We start from the raw sequence: 21,261 nt of genomic DNA on the forward strand, positions 1-21,261 counted from the left end.
TCAGGCGGACTCGCGGATGATCAGTTCGGTCGGCAGGACGACGGGCTCGACCGGCTCGTCGTCGAGCAGGGCGGTGAGGAGCCGGACCGTCTCCTCGGCGACCGTCGCCAGCGGCTGGCGCACCGTCGTCAGCATCGGCCTGGTGGCGGTGGCGACGGCCGAGTCGTCGAAGCCGCCCACGGCCACGTCGTCGGGCACCCGGCGGCCCGCGGTGTGGAGGACCTGGAGCGCTCCGGCGGCCATGAGGTCCGAGGCGACGAAGACCGCGTCGAGGTCGGGGACGGTCTCCAGCAGCCGCCGCATGGCCGCCTCGCCGCCGGCTTGGCTGTAATCGCTGTGGACGACCATCTGCTTGGTGGCCCTGCGGCCCAGGACGCTGGTGAAGCCTTCGAGGCGGAGCGAGCCGCCGGGCGTGTCGAGCGGGCCGGTGATCATGCCGATCCTGCGGCGCCCCCGCGCCACCAGGTATTCGGTCATGGCGCGGGCGCCGCCGCGGTCGTCGGCCGCGGCGTAGGGGATGACCGATTCGCGGCCCAGCACGGCGCCGCAGGCGACGGCGGGCACGTCCGAGCGCTCGATGGCCTCCAGGAGCGGGTCGCCGGAGTGAGTCGAGATGAGCAGGGCGCCGTCGGCGTGGCCGCCGCGCAGGTAGCGGGCCACGCGGTCGCGGCCGCCGTCGTCGCCGGCGACCATGAGCACCAGCGACATGTCGCGCTCGGCCAGTTGGTTCGTGGCCACGCGCATGAGCACGCTGAAGTTCGGGTCCTCGAACAGCCGCTCCTGCGGTTCGGACAGGACCATGACGATCGAGCCGGTGCGGTTGGTCTTGAGGCTGCGGGCGGCGCGGTTGACGACGTAGCCGGTCTCGGCCACGGCCCTGCGCACCGCCGTCTCGGCCGCCAGCGAGACGTTCCCCTTCTCGTTGAGGACGCGCGAGACCGTGCCGCGCGAGACACCCGAGGCCGCCGCGACATCGTTGATCGTCGGTCGTTTCCGTGCCAAGTCCCTCAACTCTCCTATGCGTTTCATTGTTCATTCTCCCCCATCGTCGGGGGGTGGGGCGGCGGCCCGAGGCCAGGGCCGCCGCCGCGACCGCGCTCACCCGGTGCGGAGCGATGCCCGCACCGCCTGTCAGGCGACTACCCGAAGGTCCATCGCTGGTTGGACCCGCCGTTGCACGACCAGAGCACGACCGGTGCGTTGTTGGCGGTCGAGCGCTGATAGACGTCCAGGCACAGCCCCGAGCCGACGCCGGTGACCGTGCCGTCGCCGTTGAGACGCCACTGCTGGTTGGTCTGGCCGTTGCAGTTCCAGATGATCACCGCAGTGCCGTTGCTCGTCCCTCCGCCGTCGGCGTCCAGGCACCGCCGCGAACCATCGGAGTAGACGGACAGTTCACCGGCGGAGGTGTGGGTCCACTGCTGGTTGGCACCGCCCCAGCAGTCGTAGATCTGCAGCTGGGTGCCCGGCTCGGTGCTCTGGCTCGGCACGTCCAGGCATTTGTTCGCGGAGACCGAGCGCAGCTCCCCGGTGTCGCCGCCGGGATCACCGCCGCCGGTCGTCTCGCCGAAGACATCCAAGGTGGACAGTTTGTTCCCGTTGCAGTCGAACAGGGCCTGGTTGTCCCAGGCGTTGCTCTCGCCGGCCTGGTCGTTGATGTACGACATGCCCGCCTGCGTCGCCCAGGTGGTGTCGCCGATCCAGGCGGGCTCCCACCACACCAGGCCCCGGCCGCGGTCGTTCGGCACGTCGAGGAGGGCTTGGCGCACGTCGCGCAGGAAGTCGGTCTGGCCTTGCACGGTGGCTGGGTACCCGCTCTCCTGCGCGTGGGAGCTGGTGAAGATGTTGCCGCGCCCGTCGCAGTCGCCCAGGGTGTACCCGTAGGCGGTCTCGACGATGAGCACGTCCTTGCCGTAGCGGGCGCTGACGTCGTTGAGGTTGTACCGCAGATCGCTCATGGTGCCGTGCCAGTACGGGTAGTACGACAGGGCGATGATGTCGTACTGGAGGCCCTGGGCGGTGGCGTTGTCGAACCAGTTGCGGTAGGCGCCGTTGTTGCCGCCGCGGTCGAGGTGCAGTGCGATCTCGACGCCGCTGGCGCCCTGGTGGACGCCTTCGATGCCGGCTTCGAGCAGGCCGCCCAGCCGCGACCAGTTGTCGGTGCTGCCGTCGGGCCAGAGCATCCCGTTGGTGATCTCGTTGCCCACCTGGACGATGTCGGGCTTGGCGCCGGCGGCCTCCATCTGGTCGATGACGTCGCGGGTGTAGGCGCGGACCGCGTCGACCAGTTGGTCGTAGGACAGGTTCTGCCATGCCTTGGGCTTGTTCTGCTTGCCCGGATCCACCCAGAAGTCCGAGTAGTGGAAGTCCAGCAGGACGTCCATGCCGAGGGCCTTGGCGCGCTGCGCCAGCTCGATGGTCTTCGCCAGGTCGTTGGTGCCGCCGCCGTACGGCTGGCCGGAGGAACTGTACGGGTCGTTCCACAGCCGCAGCCGCACCAGGTTGGCGCCGCTGTCGGCCATGATGCTCAACGCGTCGTCCTGCACGCCGTTGTCGTAGAACCGCTCCCCGGCCTGTTCGACCTCGATGAGCGTGCCGGGGTCGACACCCATGTAGAAGTCGTCCGGCGCGGCCTGGGCCGGGGTGGCCGCGGTGAAGGCGACGAGGGGCATGGCAGCCGCGAGGGCCGCCGAGAATATTCGTCTCATGAGTCGCTCCTTAGCGATCGAAGGGGCAGGCGCCACCGAGCGCCCGCGTCGACGGCAGGGCACTGCCGTCGAAGACGTTGCGGTCCCGATCGGCCCGCCGCTGCCCGCCGAGGTCCCCGACCTCGGCGGGCAGCGGCGGGCCTGCGTCCCTGGACCATGCGGCTCATCCCTTCTCAGCGCCCGCCATGGCACCGGCGACCAGATAGCGCTGCATGATGACGAAGATGACCGTGATCGGCACCGCCAGGAACACCGCTCCGGCGGCGAATGTGGTGAATTCGTTGGCGTACTGGTCGGTGATCATGTCGAACAGTCCCAGCGCGACGGTCTGCTTGCTCGGGCTCTGGAGCAGCAGTCGAGGCAGGATGAAGTCCATCCACGGCATCGTGAACTGCATGACCGCCACGAACGCCAGCATCGGGCGCATCAGCGGCAGCATGATCTTGCGGAAGATCGTGATCCGGCCCGCCCCGTCGATCGCGGCGGCCTCGTCCAGGCTCGCAGGCAGGTTGTCGGTGTAGCCCTTCATGAGCCAGGTGTTGTACGGCAACGCGGCGGCGATGCCCACCAGCGCCACACCCGTAAGCGAGTCCAGCAGCCCGAAGTTGAGGAACAGCATGTAGACCGCGATCGCGGTCAGGAAGGACGGGAACATCTGGAGCACGAGGATGGCCAGCATCCCGACCTTGCGGCCGCGGAACCTGATGCGGGCGAACACGTACCCGCACAGGGCCGAGAGCGCGACACCGCCGACCATGTTGAGCGTGGCGATGTAGAGCGAATTGAGGTACCAGCGCCCGTAGCCGGTCTCCGTGAACAGGAAGACGTAGTTGTCGAACGACGCGTCCTCGGGGATGGGGGTGGTGTTGGCCAGTCCGCCGCCGGGACCGAAGGAGGCGCCCACCACCCACAGCAGCGGGAAGATCACGATCACCGCGACGACGAAGAGGCAGAGGTGGATGAAGACGCTGGAGAGCTGCCCTTTGCGGCGTTCGCGCTCCACGATCCTGGCCGGGATTTCCCGCCTTGTCGTGTTTGCCATGACTACAGCTCCCGAATCGCCCTGGAACGCTTGAGGTTCCAGACCGAGATAGTGCCGACGATGAAGAAGACGATGATGCTCATGACCGCGCCGATGTTGTACAGGCGATTGTCCAAGGTGAGTTTGAACAGCCAGGTGACGAGCAGGTCCGTGCTTCCGGCGAAGCGGTAATCGACGTTGTCCGGTCCGCCTTCGGTGAGGAAGTAGACCAGCCCGAAGTTGTTGAAGGCGGCCACGAACGCCAGGACCAGCAGGGGAGTGCAGGTGCGCTGCACGATCGGGATGGTGATGTACCGCAGCTGCTGGAGCGGGCCGGCGCCGTCGATGCGGGCGGCCTCGTAGTAGCTGTCGGGGATGTTGGTGAGCACCCCGCCGACGAGCGCCATGAAGAACGGGAAGCCCAGCCACAGGTTGACCAGGAGCACGACGGCGCGGGCGAGGTTGGGGTTGGACGGGTCGGTGAACCAGTAGACGCGCTCGTCGGTCAGCCCGATGTCGACCAGGAACTGGCTGATGGGGCCGAACTGGCCGTTGAACATCGCGCGGAACACCAGGGCCGAGACGAGCGCGGGCACCGCCCAGGGGAGCAGGAAGATCGTGCGCCACGCCCGCGGGAACCTGACCTTCTTGCTCGCGAGCAGGACGGCCAGGAGGAAGCCGGCGCAGTAGGTGGTGGCGGTCGCCAGGACCGCCCACACCAACGTCCAGGTGAGCACGCCGAAGAACGTCCCAGACCACGACGGCACTGAGAAGATCTGCGCGAAGGTGTCGAATCCCACCCAGTCGACGAGGTTCATCGGCGGCAGGTTGTCGCGGTTGTAGTCGGTGAACGCGACCAGGACGCCGAAGGTGATCGGCAGCACCGACATGAAGACGATGAGCACCAGCCCTGGGGAGAGGGCGATGTAGGCGAAGGCGCCTTCCCAGATCCTGCGGAAGTAGTCGGCTGAGCGCTCAGGGGCCTCACCGGCGGCCAGGCGGGCGCGGTAGCGGGCGGCGTCGCGGATGCCCCAGATCGCGATGATCGCGAGCAGGCAGAGCGTCAGCAGCGCGATGATCCCGTTGGCGAGCAGGACGATCGAGTTGTCGCCCTCGTTGAGCCCGGTGAGCGTCATCTGGCGGGGCGTATCGCCGAGGGTGACCAGGCCCCACAGGCCCTTGACGAAGAATCCGCCGTTGGCGCGGGGCGTGAAGTCCATTCCGGCGTAGTAGTTGCCGGTGACCATCTCCCAGGTGATGGCGGCCGCGTAGAACGCGAAGAAGAACGAAGCCTTGCCCGGCTGTCGGTTGATCAGCTGACCGGCCCCCCACGCCAGTGCCGAGGCGATGCCCGGCACCGGTGCGGGGAGCCCGGAGCTCCCGGTATTCCCCGGTTCGCGCGGCGCCCGGGCGGGCGTTGGGACGCGAGGAGAGGGAGTTTTGGTAGTGCTCACGATCGGATGGTCCTAAAGTCCGTGGAGTTCGTTGTAGGTCTCGACTGCCTTGGTCTGGGCGGCATCGACATCGGACAGCTCGTCCCACACATCGACGACCATCGCGTCGCCGACCTCCCAGAAGTACTCCGGCACCTGCGGGACGAGTTCGGCCTGCGCGGACTGCTCGACGATGCCGGCCACGTGCGGGTCGTCGCCGATGCCCTCGATGCCCGAGAGCAGGTCCTCATTGAGCGCGGGAATCTGCCCGGAGGAGGCGTAGACGGCGGCGGCGCCTGCGTCAGAGGCCATGAAGTTGGCAAAGACGCGAGCGGCGGCCGGGTACTTCGAGTAGCCCGAGACGGCCGCGACGTGCATGCCGGCGAAGGTCGCGGCCGGATCGCCGCCTTCCGCGATCGGCATCGTGGTCACGCCGTATTCGAAGCCGTTCGCCTCGGCCCCCTCGTCGAAGAGCGAGAAGCTCCAGGGACCGGTGGTGACGTACGGAGTCTCGCCCCCGGCGAATCCCTCCTCGATGGTCTCCCAGGTGGAGTCGGCGCTGGGAACGTCCCAGATCTCGCGCAGCCCCGCGTAGTACTCCAGCGCCTCGGCCAGGCCCGGGTCGTCGAAGCCGGGGTCGTCGACGTTGCCGTCGGGGTAGACCTGCCAGCCCATGGTCGACAGGATCGGGTAGGCGCGGTAGATCTCCATGGTGGACATGCGGATCGTCCACCGGTTGGAGGACGGGTCGTTGTACTCCTCGGCGAGTTCGGCGATCTCCTCCCAGGTGCCGGCGGGCTCGGGCGAGCCGGTGAGCTCTTCGAGGAGCGTCTTGTTGTACATCAGGGCCATCGACTCGGTGGTGACCGGGACGGCGTGCATCTGGTCCTCTTGGGAGACCACGCCGGTGAAGGCCTCGCTCATGCGGCCCTTGAGGACGTCGGTGTAGTTGCCGAGCGGGGCTGCGGTGCCGTCGTCGATCGCGTCGGGGATCTCGTTGTAGAAGGTCATGTAGACGTCGGCGCCGGTCCCGCCCTCGCCGGCGAGGGCCATCTTGCCGACCGCGTCGTGCTTGCCGACCAGCTCGTACTCGACCTTCACGTCGGGGTACTCCTCGTTGAAGGCGGCGATGACGGCCTCGGCGAGGTAGTCCTCCTCGAACCAGACCTTGAGGCTCGCCTGACCCGAGGCGATCTCCTCCTCCATGACGTACTGCTGGGCCTCTTCATCCCATTCGAGCTCGCCGGCCTGTTCCTCTTCTTCCGGGCCGCCGCAGGCGGCGAGGGTTCCGGCGGTGACGGTCAGGCCGCCGAGTGCGAGCAGGTTCCGGCGGTTCAGCGCCTGGCCTGCGGCAGCTCCGTTGCTTCGCATTCTCAGTCCTTAGTCTCGTTGTGAGGGGATCCGACGCCGGCTTCAGCGGCGGACCGTGAACGATTACATGAACATAGCGACATGCATCACTAAAGGCAAGAGTGTTGTCAACCATCTCTGGGCTTATGCCCGTAATGCTGAGGCCTGGAACGATCACAATTCTGAAACGGGCCCTACTGGGTAGTGGGTTGCCACCGTCTCACCGGGCCGGGTAGCGTGCACGTTCACAAGTATTGGTGCGAAGAACCCCGCAGGAGACCGTGTTGAAGAGTGTTCGCTACGGAGGCGATTACAACCCCGAGCAGTGGCCTGAGGAGGTCTGGCGCGAGGACGTGGGCCTCATGCGGGAGGCGGGGGTCAACCTGGTGAGTCTGGGCGTGTTCAACTGGGGCATCATCGAGCCGGCGCCCGGGGAGTACGACTTCGGCGGCCTGGACCGGGTCATGGATCTCCTGCACGAGGCGGGGATCGGGGTCGGCCTGGGCACCCCCACCTCCTCGCCTCCGGCGTGGCTGCGGAAGGCCCATCCCGAGATCCGCCTCGTCGACCGCGAGGGCCGCGCCCTGGCGGGCGGGACCAGGCACGGGGTGTGCCCGTCCTCGGCGGCCTACAACGAGGCCTGCGCGGCCGTCGTTGAGCAGTTGGCCGTCCGCTACGGGGCGCATCCGGCCGTGGAGCTGTGGCACGTCCACAACGAGTACGGCTGGGCGGGCGTCGAGTGCTACTGCCCGGCCTCGAGTGCGGCGTTCGGGCGGTGGCTGGAGGCGAAGTACACCGACATCGACCATCTCAACGAGGCGTGGGGTACGGCGTTCTGGGGCCTGGTCTACCGCTCCTTCGACCAGATCGAGGCGCCCGCCGCCGCGCCGCCGGGGGTCAACCCCGCGCTCCAGCTCGACTGGAAGCGGTTCTCGAACGAGGCGCACCTGGCGAACTTCCGGCTCCAGCGCGAGATCATCGCCCGGCACTCGGCCGCGCCGGTGACGACGAACTTCATGATTCCCAACTGCGAGGGCATGGACTACTGGCGCTGGGCCCGCGAGGTCGACCTGGTCGCCAACAACCACTACCTCATCGCCGAGCGGCCCGAGAACCACATCGAGCTGTCCATGAGCGCCGACCTGGCCCGGGCCGTGGCCGCCGGGCCGTGGATGGTCATGGAGCACTCCACCTCGGCGGTCAACTGGCAGAGCCGCAACCTCGCCAAGGCGCCGGGTGAGATGCGCCGCAACTCCCTGGCCCACTTGGCGCGGGGCGCCGACGGGCTCATGTTCTTCCAGTGGCGCGCCTCCAGAGTGGGCGCCGAGAAGTTCCACTCGGCGATGGTCCCGCACGGCGGCACCGACACCGCGGTGTGGCGCGAGGTGGTGCGCCTGGGCGGCGACCTGGAGCGGCTCGCGCCCGTGACCGGATCCGGTGTGGACGCCGAAGTGGCGATCCTGTGGGACTGGGAGTCGTGGTGGGCCCTCGAACTCGAATGGCGTCCCTCGATCGACCTCGGCTACCGCGAGCGCATCGAGGCCTACTACGAGAGCCTGTGGCGGCAGCACGTCACCGTCGACTTCGCCCACCCCGAGGCGGACCTGAGCGGCTACCGCCTCGTCGTCGCGCCCGCCTCGTACCTGCTGACCTCCGAGGCGGCGAAGAACCTGCGCGGCTACGTCGACGACGGCGGGAGCCTGCTGGTGTCCTACTTCTCGGGCATCGTCGACGAGCACGACACCGTCCACCCCGGCGCCCATCCCGGGGCGCTGCGCGAGACCCTGGGATTGTGGGTCGAGGAGTTCCACCCGCTGCCCGAAGGCGGCCGGGTCGCCCTCGACCTGCCCGCGGGGCCCGCGCGGGGCCGCATCTGGTCCGAGCGGATCCGCCTCGACGGCGCCGAGGCCGTCGGCTCCTTCACCGACGGCCCCGACGCCGGGCACCCGGCCGTGGCCCGCCACCGCCTCGGGGCGGGCACCGCCTGGTACACCGCGACCGCGCTCGACGACGCCACCGGCCTGCGGGAGCTGCTCGGAGGCGTCCTCGACCACGCGGGCGTACCGCGCCCGGCGGGCGTGCCCGAAGGGCTCGAGCTCGTCCGGCGCGCCGAGCACTGCTTCCTGATCAACCACACCGATCAGGACATCACCGTCCCCGGCATCCGGGGCGCCAACGCACTCGACGACACCGTCTACGACGGCGACATCCCCGTCGCCGCAGGAGAGGTCGTCATCGTCCGCATCATCGAGGAGACACCCCCGCCGGGATCTGGAGCGGCTCGCGGGCCTGGAGTGCACGGTCGATGAGATCCGATCTGTCAGGCGGCGTCTTGGGCTGGAAACCCGCTTGCCGAGAAGGCTCGGGAGCGGCTTCTGGTCGGCACGCACGCTGACCAGAAACCGCGTTCCGCGGCCGTCGACGGCCGCCGGCAGACGGCGCGGAGGCTCAACGGCTCCACTGTTGGTTGGCGCCGCCCCAGCAGTCGTATTGCTGCAGGCCGGTGCCACTGGCGGTCGAGGAGCTGGGCACGTCGAGGCATATTGTCATATTGAAGAACTTGACTTTCTATGACGGTTGTGATTACCATCACATAAACCTGTGCCCGACAAGTCGTCTCGCTGTCGTCGATCACCGGAGCCGGTACTCACCGGCCTTCATGTCCCGGGCCCGTGGACTCCGGACCGATCCGCCACTCATGGGAACGATAACACTGCGAAGGAGCGGACCATGCCACAGCTTCGAAGAAGGCTCGCACTCCTGGTCTCCGCGCTCGCGGCCGCCGGCACGGTGTTGGCGATCGCCCTGTTCGCCGTCCCCTCGGCGAGCGCCGTCGAGACCGGCGTCTGGTACAAGATCATCAGCCGCCACTCCGGTCTCGCGCTGGACATCCGCGACGGCTCGACCGAGCCGGGCGCCGAACTGAACCAGTGGAACGACACCGGCGCCCGGAATCAGCAGTTCCGCTTCCTCGATTCCGGCGGCGGCTACCACCGGATCCAGGCCAGGCACTCAGGACTCGTCCTCGACGTCTGGAACTGGAACGCCGACAACGGCGCCACCATCGCCCAATACGATGACCTGAACGGCACCAATCAGCAGTGGCAGATCCAAGAGAGCGGCGGCTATGCCACCTTCGTCAACCGCTTCTCTGGCAAGGCCCTCGATGTATGGGAGTGGTCGACCGAACCCGGCACCCGCATCTCCCAGTACGACCCCGCCGGCGGCGCCAACCAGCAGTTCGAACTGGTCCCGGTCAGCGACGACGGCGGCCCGAGCCCGACGCTCCCCGGCCTGTTCGCCGACCCCAACATCACCTACTTCGACGGCAGGTACTACCTGTACCCGACCACCGACGGTTACCCCGGATGGTCGGGCACCCAGTACCGGGCATTCTCCTCGGCCGACCTGGTCAACTGGACCGACCACGGCGTGATCCTCGACGTCGCGGCCGACGTCTCGTGGGCCGACAACTCCGCGTGGGCACCCGGCATCGCGGAGAAGGACGGCAAGTACTACTTCTACTTCTCCGGTGGCCGCTCGAGTGGCGACACGCGCAAACAGCTGGGCGTGGCCGTTTCGGACTCACCGACAGGGCCGTTCACCGACGCGCTCGGCCATCCGCTGGTCTCGGCCGGGTCCTATGCCGGTCAAGCGATCGATCCGGCCGTGTTCACCGACGATGAAGGACAGTCGTACCTGTACTGGGGCCAGGGCGCCTCCCATCAAGTACCGCTGAACGACGACATGGTCTCCTTCGACGCTTCGCAGGTGCGCACCTACGACCCGCCCGGCTACAACGAAGCCTCCTTCGTGATCGAACGGAACGGCACCTACTACTTCATGTGGTCGGAGAACGACACCCGCTCAGAGGACTACCGGGTCAACTACGCCACGAGCTCCTCGCCGCTCGGTCCCTGGAGCGCCCCGGCCGGTGTGATCCTCCAGAAGGACCCGAGCCAGGGAATCCTCGGCACCGGGCACAACTCCGTGGTCCAAGCGCCGGGAACCGATCAGTGGTACATCGCCTACCACCGCTTCGCGATCCCGAACGGCGACGGCACGCACCGCGAGACCATGGTCGACCGCCTGTACTTCAACGCCGACGGATCGATCCGACCGGTCATCCCCACGCCCGGCGGCATCGACCCGATCTGAGGACCGTTTGCGGCCCGCTTTCCCTCGATTCCCCAAGAGAGGTACGCGCATGCCCAAACGGCTCTCGGGGGACTGGGCCACGCGGTCGCCACTGCGTGAGGTCGCGCTGGCGGAGCGGTGGGGCGTGGCCGTAGCGGACGTCTTCGCGGATCCGGGCCTTGTGGCACCAGAGTCGAGCCGCAGCGGGTCGCCTGCCAGAAGTTGACGAGGATGAGTGAGCCTTTCTCAGCCTGTTTGGTGCTCTTGGTGGTTCAGGGTGGCGATGGCTCGGGTGATCTGGGTGGCCCGATACGGATCACAGCGGAGTTTCCGCAGCAGGCGCCACTTTGCGAGTTCCGCGAAGACACGCTCACCAGGGCCGCGCAGTCGAGCGTGGAGCCGGTTGGTCTCCTGCTGCCACGCCGGTTTGCCCCGGCCCTTGAAGGGCGTGACCACCCGGTCGAAGTCCAGGCCCTGATACCCCTTTGCCCACGAGGGCGAACAGGCCGGCCTCGTGGAGCGGACGCGGAAGCTGCCGGATCCAGGCGGCCTTGGTGTCGTGGATCGATCCGCGGGTGGCTCCAGAAATCCACAGCAGCTCGCCGTCCGGGGTGGCGATGGCCTGGAGGTTCATCGCATGATAGCGGTGTTTCCCCTGGTAGTAGGGGCGATCGGTGGCGAGCCGGTCGGTGTGGACGAGCGTGCCGTCGAGGATGGCATAGCCGCGGCCGGATCGTTTGGCCTTGCGCGGGCCGGCCCGCGGTGTCGGTGTCTGGGCGTCGAGTAGGTCGATCGTCTCGTGGATGCGGCGGGCTGCGGTGGCGCGGGAGATGCCGTAGCCGGGCGCGAGTTGCTCGTAGGTGTGGCCCTGGTGCGGGTAGGCGAGCGTGAGGAGCGCCTGAGCGCCAGGATCGAGGACCCGCCGGCGGGAGCCGATGGTCTTGCGGTGGGCTCGGATGAGCCGGGCGGTGAAGCGCGGGGTGCGGCTCGAAAGCGGTAGGGCGGCCTGGTACAACAGCATTCGAAGCTCCTGGCGGACAGCGGAAGTAGACAGCTGTTGTTCTATAGGAGCTTCTTCCTTGCCCTACAACCGAACGCAACCAGGATGAGAAAGGCTCACCGCCTACCCGTCGGCGCCGCTGCTCCCAGCATTCACATTAGATCGGGTTCTGGTTCATATATCGAGGCGGCCAAGAACAGCGCTGGCATCGCGTCTCGGATAGCAATGCTGTGTCGAGAATCCGACAGTGCCTGAGGGGCGTATCCGCTGCATATCGGGGTCATTGAGCGCCGTTTTGTCGGCTTGTGATTGATAAAATATGGTTCCGTTGCCAAGCAGGGCAATGCGGAGCCGGCTTGGTGATTCTCCCGCCCCACCCAGGGAGTGCCCATGCAGACACCCACGCCTGCCCTCGCCCCGCCGCTGCAAGAGCCGTGGTGGCTGCGGCTCGGGACCGAGCCGCATCGGCCAGTCCACGGCTGCGTCCAATCCGATTGCGACCAGGACAAGGTCGCCGCTTCCGATGTGTACTGCTCCTCGCACGAGACATTCCTCGGCTGGGGACCGAGGAAACCCCACGCGCTGCACTACATGGCGATCGGTGCGCTGCGCGCGGTCATCGCCGCTGGATTCTTCTTCACCGCCCTGCTCGATTCCATGCTGCCGGTCTGGGTCGTCGCGGTCCTGTCCGGCTTCGCCATCGCCGTGCTCCCGCTGCGGCTGTACCGGCTCAACACACTTGTTGCGGCCCTGTACTGGGTCGTCACCGCCACGCTCGCCCTGGAGTTGTGGTTCGGCACCCTCACCTCCCAGACCCAACTGTTGACCTGGAGCGCCTATGCGGGCCTGGCGCTCTGGTGGGCCTTCACCGCGCTGGTCGCCAACTCCGGCGGCGGCGGCCGCGCCGGATCGGCCGGTGCCGACCGCGGTGCGCAGCTGGTGGCGGTCACCGCCACCGTCGCACTCCCGGCCTTCGCCGCCGCCGCGGTCCGCCCCGAATGGCGCGAGGCGTGCCTGATCCTGGGCCTGAGCGGCATCTCCGGCGCGATGCTGGTCGCGGCCATCATCGGCGTGCTGCGCGGGGGCCGCCACCTCGACCGTGCCCGCCCGCCCCAGATCCCCTACCTCACCCGGCCGCTGGGGCTGCGGTGGCGGGTCCAGTTCCAGCGCTCACGACCGGGCCGGCCCGCCGGGCCGATCGATCGGATCGCCCGCGGTGTGCTCGCGTTCTTCACCGTGATCCTGACCGGCTCGGCCGTGGGCGGGACCCGGCTGCTCAGCGCCGTGCGCCTGCTCGGCTACGGCATCACCGTCGCGGCGACCGCGGCGGTGAACTGGCTGATCTGGATCAGCGTCGACGCCTCCAGAAGGGTCCTCGGGTCGATCGTGGCGGCCGGCCTGGTGGCCTGGGCCGGCGCCCGCGTGGTCTGGGCGACGATCGTGCGTGCGGCCAGGGTCGTGCTCGTGCCGGTGGCGTCCGCCGCCTGCGCGGCGGTGACGATCGCGTGGTGGGCCGAGGCCGTCCGGCGCTACTTCGCCGGCGGAGAGCTGCCCACCCTGGGGTGGATCGGCGGTGGTGTGGCCGCGGCCGCGATCGCGCTGACCCTGGTCTGGGTCGCCGTGTGCGGACAGCCGCTGACAGCCTCGATCCGGTCGGCGGCCCACTCGGCCACCATCGCCTCGACCAAGGGGCTGCTGATCCTGGCGTTGTTCGCCGCCGCGCTCGGCGCGCCGGGCACCTTGTTCGATGTCGGCCCGATCCGCTGGGGCCCTCTGACCGCCGGCGTGTTCACCCTGCTCGCCCTCGCCACGATCATCCACTTCGCCGCCCGACTCAAACCCCGCCCACGCGGCGGCGGGAAACAGCCAGCGGACCGACCCGGAGCGCCATCACCTGACGGCGGTCAGGCGGCTACCGCTCAGGCCACTGCTAGACGACCCGAAGGAGCCTCGATCTAGGCTGCGACCGAGAACTCAGGAGGATTCCTGTGGCACTTGTTGGTTCCCAACAGGTTGCGCGGATGAACAAGCAGGCGAAAGTAGGCCAGGTCGCATGGGGAGAGCGCCTGATTCGTCGCAGCGCTTGCAGTCCGGCAGCGGGTCCGTAGCGCTCGGCTCGGCGTTGTGGTCCGACAGGATCCGTTCACCGGTCGCGGTGCATGAGCACGGCGCGACTGTCGCGCCCAGGCCGCTGCAATCGGTACAGGTGGGCGTGCTCGGCCTGTTCTAGCGGTCAGTCGCTCACCCACGCGCGCAGCTTCTCGGGGTTGCGCATCGCCCAGATGCGGGTGATGCGGTCGTCGGCGATGTCGAAGGCCAGCACGGTTCCGGTGACGGTGCCTTCGAGTACGACCAGGCCCGGTCCCCCGTTCACCGTCCGCTCCAGGAAGGTGAGTCCGTCCGCCTGGGCGACGGTCTCGACGAGCTTGCGGGCCACCGACATCCGGCCCTCGACGGGGGCCGTCACCACCGCCTCCGCGAGGCCGCCGCTGTCGCCGACCGCCATGACCTCGGGGTCGAGGAGCGCGACGAGCGCGTCGATGTCCTGGGCCTCCCAGGCGTCCTTGAACTCCTTGACGACGGCCGCCTGGCGGCTCCTGGGGGTCTCGGGAGCCCCCGAGCTGCGGATGCGGCGGCGTGCGGAGGCGGCGAGTTGGCGGCACGCGGCCGGGGTGCGGCCGACGATCGCGGCCACCTCGGCGAACGGGTACTGGAACACGTCGTGGAGGACGAAGGCGACGCGCTCGGCCGGAGTCATCGAGTCCAGCACGACCAGGAAGGCCATGCCGACCGTCTCGTCGAGCGTGACCCGGTCGGCCGGGTCGGCGCCCTTCGATCCGCCGGCCCACTCGGCGCGGTCCGGCAGGGGCTCGGGCAGCCAGTCGCCGACGTAGCGCTCGCGGCGGGCTCGCGCCGAGCGGAGCATGTCGAGGCAGATCCGGCTTGCGACCGTGGTCAGCCAGGCGCCGGGGGCGTCGATGGCCGCCTGCTGCTCCGGTGTCATCGCGTACCAGCGCGCATAGGTCTCCTGGACGACGTCCTCGGCATCCGCCAGGGTGCCGAGGAGCCGGTAGGCGAGGTTGGTCAGGTGCCGCCGCTCGCTCATGATCTCGCTCAGTCCCGGCTCGGGGCGGCCGCTCTCGGATTCGGTGCTCATAGCGTGGTCGGCTCCTTCGCTCGTGTTCGCCTTCAATGATCCGACGAGACCGCCCGTCGGATTGTGAGGTCCGCCGCTCGCCTCACATTCGCGGCCTCCGCCTCGTCGTACTGCTGAGACCCAATGTGAGGAGAACACCCATGAACATCGCCCTGTGGATCGTCGCGGGCCTGTTGGCCGTCGGCTTCGTAGCCAGCGGCGGGCAGAAGCTCACCCAGTCCAAGGAGCGGCTGGTCGCCGGCGGCTCGTGGTGGGCCGAGGACTTCGGCACCAGCGGCGTCAAGACGATCGGCCTGCTCGAGGTCGCCGGAGCGGTGGGCCTGATCCTGCCCGCACTGCTCGACATCGCCCCGGTCCTGGTGGGGCTGGCTGGACTCGGGCTCGCGCTGCTGATGGCCGGAGCGATAGTCTTCCACATCCGCTACCGCGAGTTCAAGACGATGGCGGCACCTGCGATCCTGCTCGCCATGGCCGCCTTCGTGGCCTGGGGCCGACTCGGCCCCGAGTCCCTCTGAACCGGGGGAGGCCGGCGTTTCGGCGAGTGCACCGATGAGGTGAAGCACGTGGACTCGACGACCTTGGCAGGTTCGCCTCTCCAGTCGGCGATCGGATGGGCGGCAGCCGCGGGGATTCGGGAGGCTCCGACTCGGGGAAGTAGGAGCCGATGTGGTCGAGCGCGTAGCCGATGATCGAGAGTGCGTAGTCGTCGGCGTCGAGAGCGTAGATGCGGCACAGGTCGGCCGCGCCGCGCGTGATGAGGTCGCCGACGGCCTCGGTTCGGTGTTCGAGGGCGGTGGTCGGGAGTTCCGCCAAGAGCAGGCCGGCCATGGCGCGCGCGATGCGATCGGCGTTATGGTCGCGGCACATGCCGAGGACGTGGGTGTCGGTGCCTCTCATGGCCGTGCCCCCAGGATCTGCGCCGCGGTCCAGTCGCCGGTGAGCCCGGCGGCGGCCAGTGCCGCGGCATTGTCGTGGTCGGTGATGATCCGAGCGGTGCAGCCGGGCGCGCAGCCGCCCAACCAGGAGCAGTGGCAAGCAGCGCATGGAGCGGAGGCGTCGTCGGGGAGGACCACCAGGGCCCAAGATGCGGGTGTGAAGGCATACCAGGCGGGGTTGTTGGCGGTCTTGACCATGATGCCGCCGTGCGCGTGCGGTGGGGACTGGATCTCGACGACCTGCGCGAAAGGGAGCAGCAACGCTTGACCGGGCTCGAGCAGCCGGGGAGGCAGGACGGCGATGCTGCCGTTCGCGGTCAGGCCATGGAGTTCGTCCATGCCCGGCGCCGGTCGTTCGGTGGGGCAGGTCAGCTCAGTGGTGGTGTCCTTCATGACCGGCTCCCGAACAGGAGGCGGCCGTCGTAGACGGTGACGGTGTAGCCCTCGACCTCAGCGCACTGGGCGGCGATCTGGGCGTAGACGCTGTCGTAGGCGTCGGCGGTCGTGACCTTCAGGGCGGCGCAGCGACCGGACTCTGTGTGGGTGACCTCGACGGCCACGGCCCTTCGGACGTCGAGGAGGTGCCCGGTTTCGGGGCAGGTGAGCTGCTTGCCCACCAGGTAGCGCAGGAACTCGCGGCCCACGGCATCGTCTATGCCGCTGCCGGGCTGGACGATGACGGGAGTACCGGGTTGATGGGTGGACATGTGGTCCCCTCTCGGGGTCGGCGTGGCGGCCCGGATGGCTGCCGCGCAGCGCGACGCCTCCGACCCGGCGGGCAAGGGGCGAGGACGCCGTCCAGGGCGCAGCCCGATCGCCCCGGCCGTCGGGCAGCGTCAGCCGCCGCGCGGCAGTGGGCCGCCTGCGGCCGTTTGAGGGAAGCGCGCAGGCGGGAGCGGCGGTGCCTTGCGATCAGTTGCGGCAGAACGGCAGGCGCTGGTGATGCGGGTAGCGGAGCTGTTCGGCAGGAACATGGGCCGGGGCAGGGACGACAAGTCCTCGGCGGTGTTCCTGGATTTCGAGAACCTGGTGCTGGGCACCGGCGGGGAGCCCACCGGGAGCGGACGCTGGAGGCCGAATCGCTTCAGGCGGTCTGCTACGGGTTCGGGACGGCGGTGCTGCGCCGGGCCTATGCGGAGTGGGCGAATCCGATCGGAGCATGCATGCAGGGGCGAGCGCAGCGGCCTGGACCGGCCGCCGGGTATCCTGGCGGCGGCAATCCGAGCCCGCGACCGGCACGCAACCGAGGATCACGGGGAGTGTTGGACTCGTATGCGATCGTGTCGGGCGTGACCGGACATGACACGACGGCGACCCGGCTCCGCGCGGCCATGGTCGACCGAGTCGCACGCGACTTCCCACACCTCACCGCCAAGACGCTCAAGGCCCTCCGGCAAGTGCCCCGACATGCCTTCGTACCCGAAATCGACTTGGAGACGGTCTACATCGATGACGCTGTCGTCACCCGCCGCGACGGCGACGGGCGGTCGATCAGCTCGATCTCCCAGCCCAGCCTGGTCGTGCAGATGCTCGACATGCTCGAGCTGCGCCCTGGTCTGCGGGTACTCGAGATCGGTGCCGGCACCGGCGGTTCTTGCCCATATCTCGTAACGGTCACGGACTCGTCTCGCCACGGGATGCGTTGGGGTATCAAGGATCGGGTGCGATCAGCTTCTTAATGTCCTATTCCCACATCTTCGCGATGTTGTCGTCCAACGCGTCAACGAAATCGCTGGGCGGGTCCTCATCCAAGCGGCCGCGGCTTCAGTTGAAGCAGCATGCCCTGGCTGCGGGGCCAGGGCCGCGCGGGTGCACTCGCGCTACGAGCGGCGGCTTCGCGATACCCCGGTATCCGGTCGAGGGCTGGAAATCCGCCTGGAAGTCCGCCGGTTCTACTGCGACAACGGCGCCTGCCCGAGGCGCACCTTCGCCGAGCAGGTCGAGGGCCTGACGACCCCGTGGGCGCGGCGGACCCAGGGCCTGCGCTCGGTCCTGGAGACGATCGGGCTGGCCCTGGCCGGCAATGCCGGTGCCCGACTCGCCTCCCGTCTTGGCATCCGGGCCGGCCGCAACAGCCTGCTGCGCCTGGTCCGTGCCCTCCCCGGCCCCGAACCAGGCCGGGTGAGAATTCTCGGGATCGACGACTTCGCCTTCCGCCGCGGCCACACCTACGGCACCATCCTGATCGACATGGCCACCCGCCGCCCGATCGATCTGCTCGACACCCGCGACGCCGCGCCGGTCCGCGCATGGCTCACTGCCCACCCCGGGATCGAGGTGATCTGCCGCGACCGCTCCAGCGCCTACACCGAAGCCACCCGCACCGCCACCGGCTGGCTCACCTGCCATCCCGACACGCTCAGTGAGGACGAACAACTCCAGCTCAAGGCCCTGCTCGAGCGTAGTTCACCGCTGGAGACCACCCACGAGTTGGTGAAGTCGTTCGCCGAAATGCTCACCAACCTACGAGGGGACGACCTGCCGGCCTGGATCGAGGCGGCCACCGAAGCAAACCTACCTGGCCTGCGCCGATTCGCGGCGGGCCTGACCAAGGACCTCGACGCCGTCACCGCCGGACTTACCCTGCCCTACAACTCTGGGGCGGTCGAAGGCCATGCTGGACGGTTGAAAATGATCAAGCGGAAGCTCTTCGGCCGCGGCAACCTCGACCTCCTCAGGAAGCTCGTCCTCCTCAGCCACTAGCGCCCGCGGCGCTGCGGGGACGCGGCACCGACGAGGCGGAAGCCCTTGCCGGTGCCGGTGACTGGCTACACGTTTACCTTGAAGCCGAGATCGATGTCGCAGGCGGCCTGTCCTCCCCGGAGTCCCCAGTTCTCGGCGGGGATCTCTCTGAGCGTGATCGTGATGTCGCCGCCAGGGATGCCGAACGCCGCGAGCCGCTCGACGATCTCCCGGTACAGGTTCCGTTTAGCGTCCACCGATCGGCCCGCGAAGCAGTCGATCGTGACGAGTGTGTAGTGCTCGGGCTTCGTCTGGTTCGGTGAACAGGCGAACCGGTGGGGCTCGTGAACGACCAGGCGCACATGCTTGTCCTGAGGCGGGATGCGGAACGCTGCCACCAGCGCGCCGTGGACCGCGTCGATCAGACCTACTTCTTCCGCCTCGGTGTATTGGCGGCGCACCTCGATGAGGGCAGTCGGCATGGGGAGACCTTCCATCGAATCGGTCGGCCGCTAGCAAGCGGTCGAGGGCATGACCCCATCACGTCGCGCCCGTACGCGGCAACCGATTTACAGGTGGCCACGAACCAACCAGGCGAGGCCCCACGGGCCTGAGACCGTTACGAGATATGGGCAAGAACCAGAACTAACTCACCAAACCACGCTTCGGACACCTTGAGACGGAGGGACCTCTGGAATCTCGTGAGGCTTCGGGAATTGACGACCTAAGAACTGGTTTCAGGTTAAGGCCGTTGGGCGGCCGAGGAGCCCCGGCGCGGTGTTGCCGCGCCGGGACCGGTCAGTGGCCGAGGCCCTTGCCGAAGCCGCCGTCTACGGGGAGTTCGACGCCGGTGACGAAGGTAGCGTCGACTGCCAGGTAGAGGGCGGCTGAGGCGATCTCCTCGACGGTGCCGCCGCGGCCCATCGGAGTGGATGCGTTGCCCTGCTCGATGAACTCGGCCCGCTGTTCCTCGGTCAGTTCGGCTACGCCCATGGTCGGGGTGAGGATGAACCCGGGGGCGACCGCGTTGACGCGGATGCCGCGCGGCAGGAGCTCGGCGGCGAGGACCTTCGCGAAGGCGGCGACGGCCTCCTTGGCGCCGGAATAGGCGCTCAGGCCGGGGAAGATCTCGTCGTTCGAGACCGTGGTGAAGACGATCGAGCCGCCCTCGGCGATCAACGGGGCCAGGTGCTGGACGGTGAAGAATGAGCCCTTGGTGTTGACGTTGAAGACCCGGTCCCAGGACTCCTCGGTGACCTCTTCGAGCGTCTGAAACTCGGCGATGCCCTGGTTGACGAACAGGTAGTCGATGCCGTCGAGGGTGTCCGAGGCTTGCCTGGCGAGCGCGGCGAGATCGGTCATGTCGGTGGCGTCGGCGCGCACCGGATGGGCCAGCGGAGTGTTCAGCGAGGCCTGGGCTTCGGCGAGGCGCTGCTCGTTGCGGCCGGTGTAGAGCACTTCGGCGCCGCGGTCGGTGAGGGCCTGGACGATGGCCAGGCCCATGCCGATGGTGCCGCCGGTGACGACGGCCCGCTTACCCCGCAAGGCATTGGGGTCGGCGATGGGCGAGGTCGGGTTGCTGTGGTTCGTTGTCATGTCGGCTACGCTAAACCTTGACGTTAACGTCAGAGTCAAACTTCTATGCGAGGAGTCACATGTTCATCGGGGAGCTGTCGCGTCAAACGGGCATGAGCACCAGGGGACTGCGCTACTACGAACAGCAGGGACTGCTGCATCCTCTGCGACGGTCCAGCGGCTACCGCGAGTTCAACGAGTCTGATGTTGACCGAGTGCGTCGCATCCGGGTACTGCTCGCGGCGGGCCTGAACACCGATCTGATCCGCGAGGTGCTGCCTTGCATGACCGGTGACGGCGCCATACTGGCCCCGACCTGCGAGGAGATGGCCCAGGACCTCGTGCGCGAGCGGGAGCGCATGAGCCGGTCCATCGAGGAACTCAAGGCCGCCCACGCCATGCTGGAAGCGATCATCCGCGCCGGCGAGCCACTCGTCGCCCGAAGCGACTGCTGACCGACCTCGCCACTCGGCGGGAGCGGCGTCGCGCAACGAAGTCTGTCAGTTGCATTATGCGACATACCTTTGATCCTATGAGCGCACGTCATGAGCTCGGGCCAGGCGTCTCCAGCGGATAAGGGCGGCGGCGAGTTTGGTGAAGCCTTCATGCACGAGCAGGTGCCGGTCCCAGCGGATGGCGAGGCGCCCGGACTGGTGGAAGTGGGCGGTCGGGTCGGCTGCGCGGCGAGGTTTCCCCTTGTCGGGGTTCCTTTTCCGCGCGGCCTCCCGCCGAACTGGACATGAGGGTTTCCCGCTCATCCGGCTCTCCAGTGACGATGCGAGGCGTCGCCGCTTATCTGTGGTGGACGCGGTCGTGGCAATCTCGGCAGACCACCAGGGTCTTGCGTCGCCGAGCTCGCATGATGCGCGTCCAGTCGGGGAGCGGTTCCCCGAAGGTCGCGAGTTCGGTCAGGGCTTTGATCTGGTGAACTTCGACTTCACCGGAGCTCTGACAGATCTCGCAGGTATCCGCTAGAAGCCGTCTGACCAGCTCCTTGGTCTGCTCCGGGTTTGACAGAGTCTGATTGTTGGGTTCTTATGCCACTTGGTCTTGAGAGGGTGGTATGGGACGACGTGGGTATCCGCCGGAGTTCCGGCGGAAGGTGCTGGATTTGATCGAGGCTGGTCGCAAGGTCGCCGACGTGGCGCATGATCTGGGGATCAGCGATCAGACGATCTACACCTGGCGGCGACAGGATCGGATTGACCGGGGCCTGGAGTCTGGGGTGACCAGCGCGGAGAAGGCCGAGCTGACCGCCGCGAA

Annotated in this window: 19 protein-coding genes and 3 pseudogenes; 9 read left to right on the plus strand and 13 right to left on the minus strand. The window is 68.1% G+C overall.

Annotated features, from left to right (window positions below; translation table 11 throughout):
- The 5 genes from YWW_RS0123740 to YWW_RS0123760 all read right to left on the minus strand — a co-directional run bounded on the left by YWW_RS0123740 (window position 1) and on the right by YWW_RS0123760 (window position 6,533).
- Complete coding sequence (locus tag YWW_RS0123740) at window positions 1-1,029, minus strand: LacI family DNA-binding transcriptional regulator (RefSeq protein ID WP_035704995.1); 1,029 nt, start codon at window positions 1,027-1,029, stop codon at window positions 1-3.
- A gap of 110 nt (window positions 1,030-1,139) precedes the next feature.
- Window positions 1,140-2,708, minus strand: a complete 1,569-nt coding sequence (locus tag YWW_RS32645; protein ID WP_081687722.1) for a lectin — start codon at window positions 2,706-2,708, stop codon at window positions 1,140-1,142.
- A 163-nt stretch (window positions 2,709-2,871) separates the two neighbouring features.
- Window positions 2,872-3,750, minus strand: coding sequence for a sugar ABC transporter permease (locus YWW_RS0123750; protein WP_081687723.1), 879 nt, complete (start codon window positions 3,748-3,750; stop codon window positions 2,872-2,874).
- Between the two features lie 2 nt (window positions 3,751-3,752).
- Window positions 3,753-5,183 (minus strand): carbohydrate ABC transporter permease, encoded by a 1,431-nt coding sequence (locus YWW_RS0123755; RefSeq protein ID WP_081687724.1) that lies wholly within the window; start codon window positions 5,181-5,183, stop codon window positions 3,753-3,755.
- A gap of 12 nt (window positions 5,184-5,195) precedes the next feature.
- Window positions 5,196-6,533 (minus strand): extracellular solute-binding protein, encoded by a 1,338-nt coding sequence (locus tag YWW_RS0123760; RefSeq protein WP_026932053.1) that lies wholly within the window; start codon window positions 6,531-6,533, stop codon window positions 5,196-5,198.
- A gap of 260 nt (window positions 6,534-6,793) precedes the next feature.
- On the opposite strand from YWW_RS0123760, the gene YWW_RS32650 reads away from it, so the two are divergent.
- A complete protein-coding gene (locus YWW_RS32650; RefSeq protein WP_211253378.1) occupies window positions 6,794-8,821 on the plus strand; it encodes a beta-galactosidase in 2,028 nt (675 codons plus the stop codon).
- Window positions 8,822-8,960: 139 nt separating this feature from the next.
- Here the strand turns inward: YWW_RS32650 and YWW_RS38110 are convergent, their stop codons facing one another.
- On the minus strand, window positions 8,961-9,062 hold the full coding sequence (locus YWW_RS38110) for an RICIN domain-containing protein (RefSeq protein WP_081687725.1): 102 nt from the start codon (window positions 9,060-9,062) through the stop codon (window positions 8,961-8,963).
- Between the two features lie 180 nt (window positions 9,063-9,242).
- Between YWW_RS38110 and YWW_RS38360 the strand changes: the two are divergent.
- Window positions 9,243-9,719: pseudogene (locus YWW_RS38360) on the plus strand (RICIN domain-containing protein); the annotation flags it as partial.
- 69 nt (window positions 9,720-9,788) lie between these two features.
- A pseudogene (locus tag YWW_RS38365) lies at window positions 9,789-10,670 on the plus strand (family 43 glycosylhydrolase); the annotation flags it as partial.
- A 225-nt stretch (window positions 10,671-10,895) separates the two neighbouring features.
- Here the strand turns inward: YWW_RS38365 and YWW_RS32660 are convergent.
- A pseudogene (locus YWW_RS32660) lies at window positions 10,896-11,670 on the minus strand (transposase family protein).
- Window positions 11,671-12,039: 369 nt separating this feature from the next.
- Here YWW_RS32660 and YWW_RS0123785 point away from each other — a divergent pair.
- Window positions 12,040-13,608, plus strand: coding sequence for a hypothetical protein (locus YWW_RS0123785; protein WP_026932055.1), 1,569 nt, complete (start codon window positions 12,040-12,042; stop codon window positions 13,606-13,608).
- 274 nt (window positions 13,609-13,882) lie between these two features.
- On the opposite strand, the gene sigJ is transcribed toward YWW_RS0123785, so the two are convergent.
- Complete coding sequence (gene sigJ, locus YWW_RS0123795) at window positions 13,883-14,806, minus strand: RNA polymerase sigma factor SigJ (protein ID WP_026932056.1); 924 nt, start codon at window positions 14,804-14,806, stop codon at window positions 13,883-13,885.
- A 140-nt stretch (window positions 14,807-14,946) separates the two neighbouring features.
- Here sigJ and YWW_RS0123800 point away from each other — a divergent pair, with 140 nt between their 5' ends.
- The gene (locus YWW_RS0123800) at window positions 14,947-15,321 is read left to right on the plus strand and encodes a DoxX family protein (protein ID WP_026932057.1); all 375 of its coding nucleotides are present in this window, start codon (window positions 14,947-14,949) and stop codon (window positions 15,319-15,321) included.
- A gap of 378 nt (window positions 15,322-15,699) precedes the next feature.
- Here the strand turns inward: YWW_RS0123800 and YWW_RS0123805 are convergent, their stop codons facing one another.
- Together YWW_RS0123805 and YWW_RS0123810 are read right to left on the minus strand one after the other, a co-directional pair.
- Window positions 15,700-16,134 (minus strand): hypothetical protein, encoded by a 435-nt coding sequence (locus tag YWW_RS0123805; RefSeq protein ID WP_026932058.1) that lies wholly within the window; start codon window positions 16,132-16,134, stop codon window positions 15,700-15,702.
- A complete protein-coding gene (locus YWW_RS0123810) occupies window positions 16,131-16,448 on the minus strand; it encodes a hypothetical protein (RefSeq protein WP_155830375.1) in 318 nt (105 codons plus the stop codon). Before YWW_RS0123810 ends, YWW_RS0123805 begins: the two co-directional genes overlap by 4 nt.
- 552 nt (window positions 16,449-17,000) lie before the next feature.
- Between YWW_RS0123810 and YWW_RS36275 the strand changes: the two genes are divergently transcribed.
- Together YWW_RS36275 and YWW_RS34515 are read left to right on the plus strand one after the other, a co-directional pair.
- Window positions 17,001-17,420, plus strand: coding sequence for a class I SAM-dependent methyltransferase (locus tag YWW_RS36275; protein WP_026932060.1), 420 nt, complete (start codon window positions 17,001-17,003; stop codon window positions 17,418-17,420).
- Entirely contained in the window at window positions 17,398-18,444 is a 1,047-nt protein-coding gene (locus tag YWW_RS34515) for an ISL3 family transposase (RefSeq protein WP_345960977.1), read from the plus strand. The genes YWW_RS36275 and YWW_RS34515 overlap by 23 nt, the downstream gene beginning before the upstream one ends.
- A gap of 65 nt (window positions 18,445-18,509) precedes the next feature.
- Here YWW_RS34515 and YWW_RS0123825 read toward each other — a convergent pair whose 3' ends face one another.
- Both YWW_RS0123825 and YWW_RS0123830 read right to left on the minus strand, forming a co-directional pair.
- Window positions 18,510-18,905, minus strand: a complete 396-nt coding sequence (locus YWW_RS0123825) for a tautomerase family protein (protein ID WP_026932061.1) — start codon at window positions 18,903-18,905, stop codon at window positions 18,510-18,512.
- Window positions 18,906-19,221: 316 nt separating this feature from the next.
- Window positions 19,222-20,019, minus strand: a complete 798-nt coding sequence (locus tag YWW_RS0123830) for an SDR family NAD(P)-dependent oxidoreductase (protein WP_051326250.1) — start codon at window positions 20,017-20,019, stop codon at window positions 19,222-19,224.
- Between the two features lie 59 nt (window positions 20,020-20,078).
- Between YWW_RS0123830 and YWW_RS0123835 the strand changes: the two genes are divergently transcribed.
- A complete protein-coding gene (locus tag YWW_RS0123835) occupies window positions 20,079-20,453 on the plus strand; it encodes a MerR family transcriptional regulator (RefSeq protein WP_026932063.1) in 375 nt (124 codons plus the stop codon).
- A 337-nt stretch (window positions 20,454-20,790) separates the two neighbouring features.
- On the opposite strand, the gene YWW_RS38115 is transcribed toward YWW_RS0123835, so the two are convergent.
- A complete protein-coding gene (locus YWW_RS38115; protein ID WP_342673591.1) occupies window positions 20,791-21,015 on the minus strand; it encodes an HNH endonuclease in 225 nt (74 codons plus the stop codon).
- A gap of 46 nt (window positions 21,016-21,061) precedes the next feature.
- On the opposite strand from YWW_RS38115, the gene YWW_RS38120 reads away from it, so the two are divergent.
- A partial coding sequence (locus YWW_RS38120) for a transposase (RefSeq protein WP_026932064.1) occupies window positions 21,062-21,261 on the plus strand: 200 nt, incomplete at its 3' end.

Source organism: Glycomyces tenuis DSM 44171, from assembly GCF_000427885.1.
Taxonomy (GTDB): domain Bacteria; phylum Actinomycetota; class Actinomycetes; order Mycobacteriales; family Micromonosporaceae; genus Glycomyces; species Glycomyces tenuis.

What these genes read in the sequence shown, in the direction of transcription:
- YWW_RS0123800 (WP_026932057.1), top strand. Translation starts at nt 14,947, where the DNA reads ATGAACATCGCCCTGTGGATCGTCGCGGGCCTGTTGGCCGTCGGCTTC.
- YWW_RS0123805 (WP_026932058.1), bottom strand. Translation starts at nt 16,134, where the DNA reads ATGAAGGACACCACCACTGAGCTGACCTGCCCCACCGAACGACCGGCG.
- YWW_RS32645 (WP_081687722.1), bottom strand. Translation starts at nt 2,708, where the DNA reads ATGAGACGAATATTCTCGGCGGCCCTCGCGGCTGCCATGCCCCTCGTC.
- YWW_RS0123750 (WP_081687723.1), bottom strand. Translation starts at nt 3,750, where the DNA reads ATGGCAAACACGACAAGGCGGGAAATCCCGGCCAGGATCGTGGAGCGC.
- YWW_RS0123835 (WP_026932063.1), top strand. Translation starts at nt 20,079, where the DNA reads ATGTTCATCGGGGAGCTGTCGCGTCAAACGGGCATGAGCACCAGGGGA.
- YWW_RS0123760 (WP_026932053.1), bottom strand. Translation starts at nt 6,533, where the DNA reads ATGCGAAGCAACGGAGCTGCCGCAGGCCAGGCGCTGAACCGCCGGAAC.
- sigJ (WP_026932056.1), bottom strand. Translation starts at nt 14,806, where the DNA reads ATGAGCACCGAATCCGAGAGCGGCCGCCCCGAGCCGGGACTGAGCGAG.
- YWW_RS0123740 (WP_035704995.1), bottom strand. Translation starts at nt 1,029, where the DNA reads ATGAAACGCATAGGAGAGTTGAGGGACTTGGCACGGAAACGACCGACG.
- YWW_RS0123810 (WP_155830375.1), bottom strand. Translation starts at nt 16,448, where the DNA reads ATGTCCACCCATCAACCCGGTACTCCCGTCATCGTCCAGCCCGGCAGC.
- YWW_RS0123825 (WP_026932061.1), bottom strand. Translation starts at nt 18,905, where the DNA reads ATGCCGACTGCCCTCATCGAGGTGCGCCGCCAATACACCGAGGCGGAA.
- YWW_RS0123785 (WP_026932055.1), top strand. Translation starts at nt 12,040, where the DNA reads ATGCAGACACCCACGCCTGCCCTCGCCCCGCCGCTGCAAGAGCCGTGG.
- YWW_RS38110 (WP_081687725.1), bottom strand. Translation starts at nt 9,062, where the DNA reads ATGACAATATGCCTCGACGTGCCCAGCTCCTCGACCGCCAGTGGCACC.
- YWW_RS0123830 (WP_051326250.1), bottom strand. Translation starts at nt 20,019, where the DNA reads ATGACAACGAACCACAGCAACCCGACCTCGCCCATCGCCGACCCCAAT.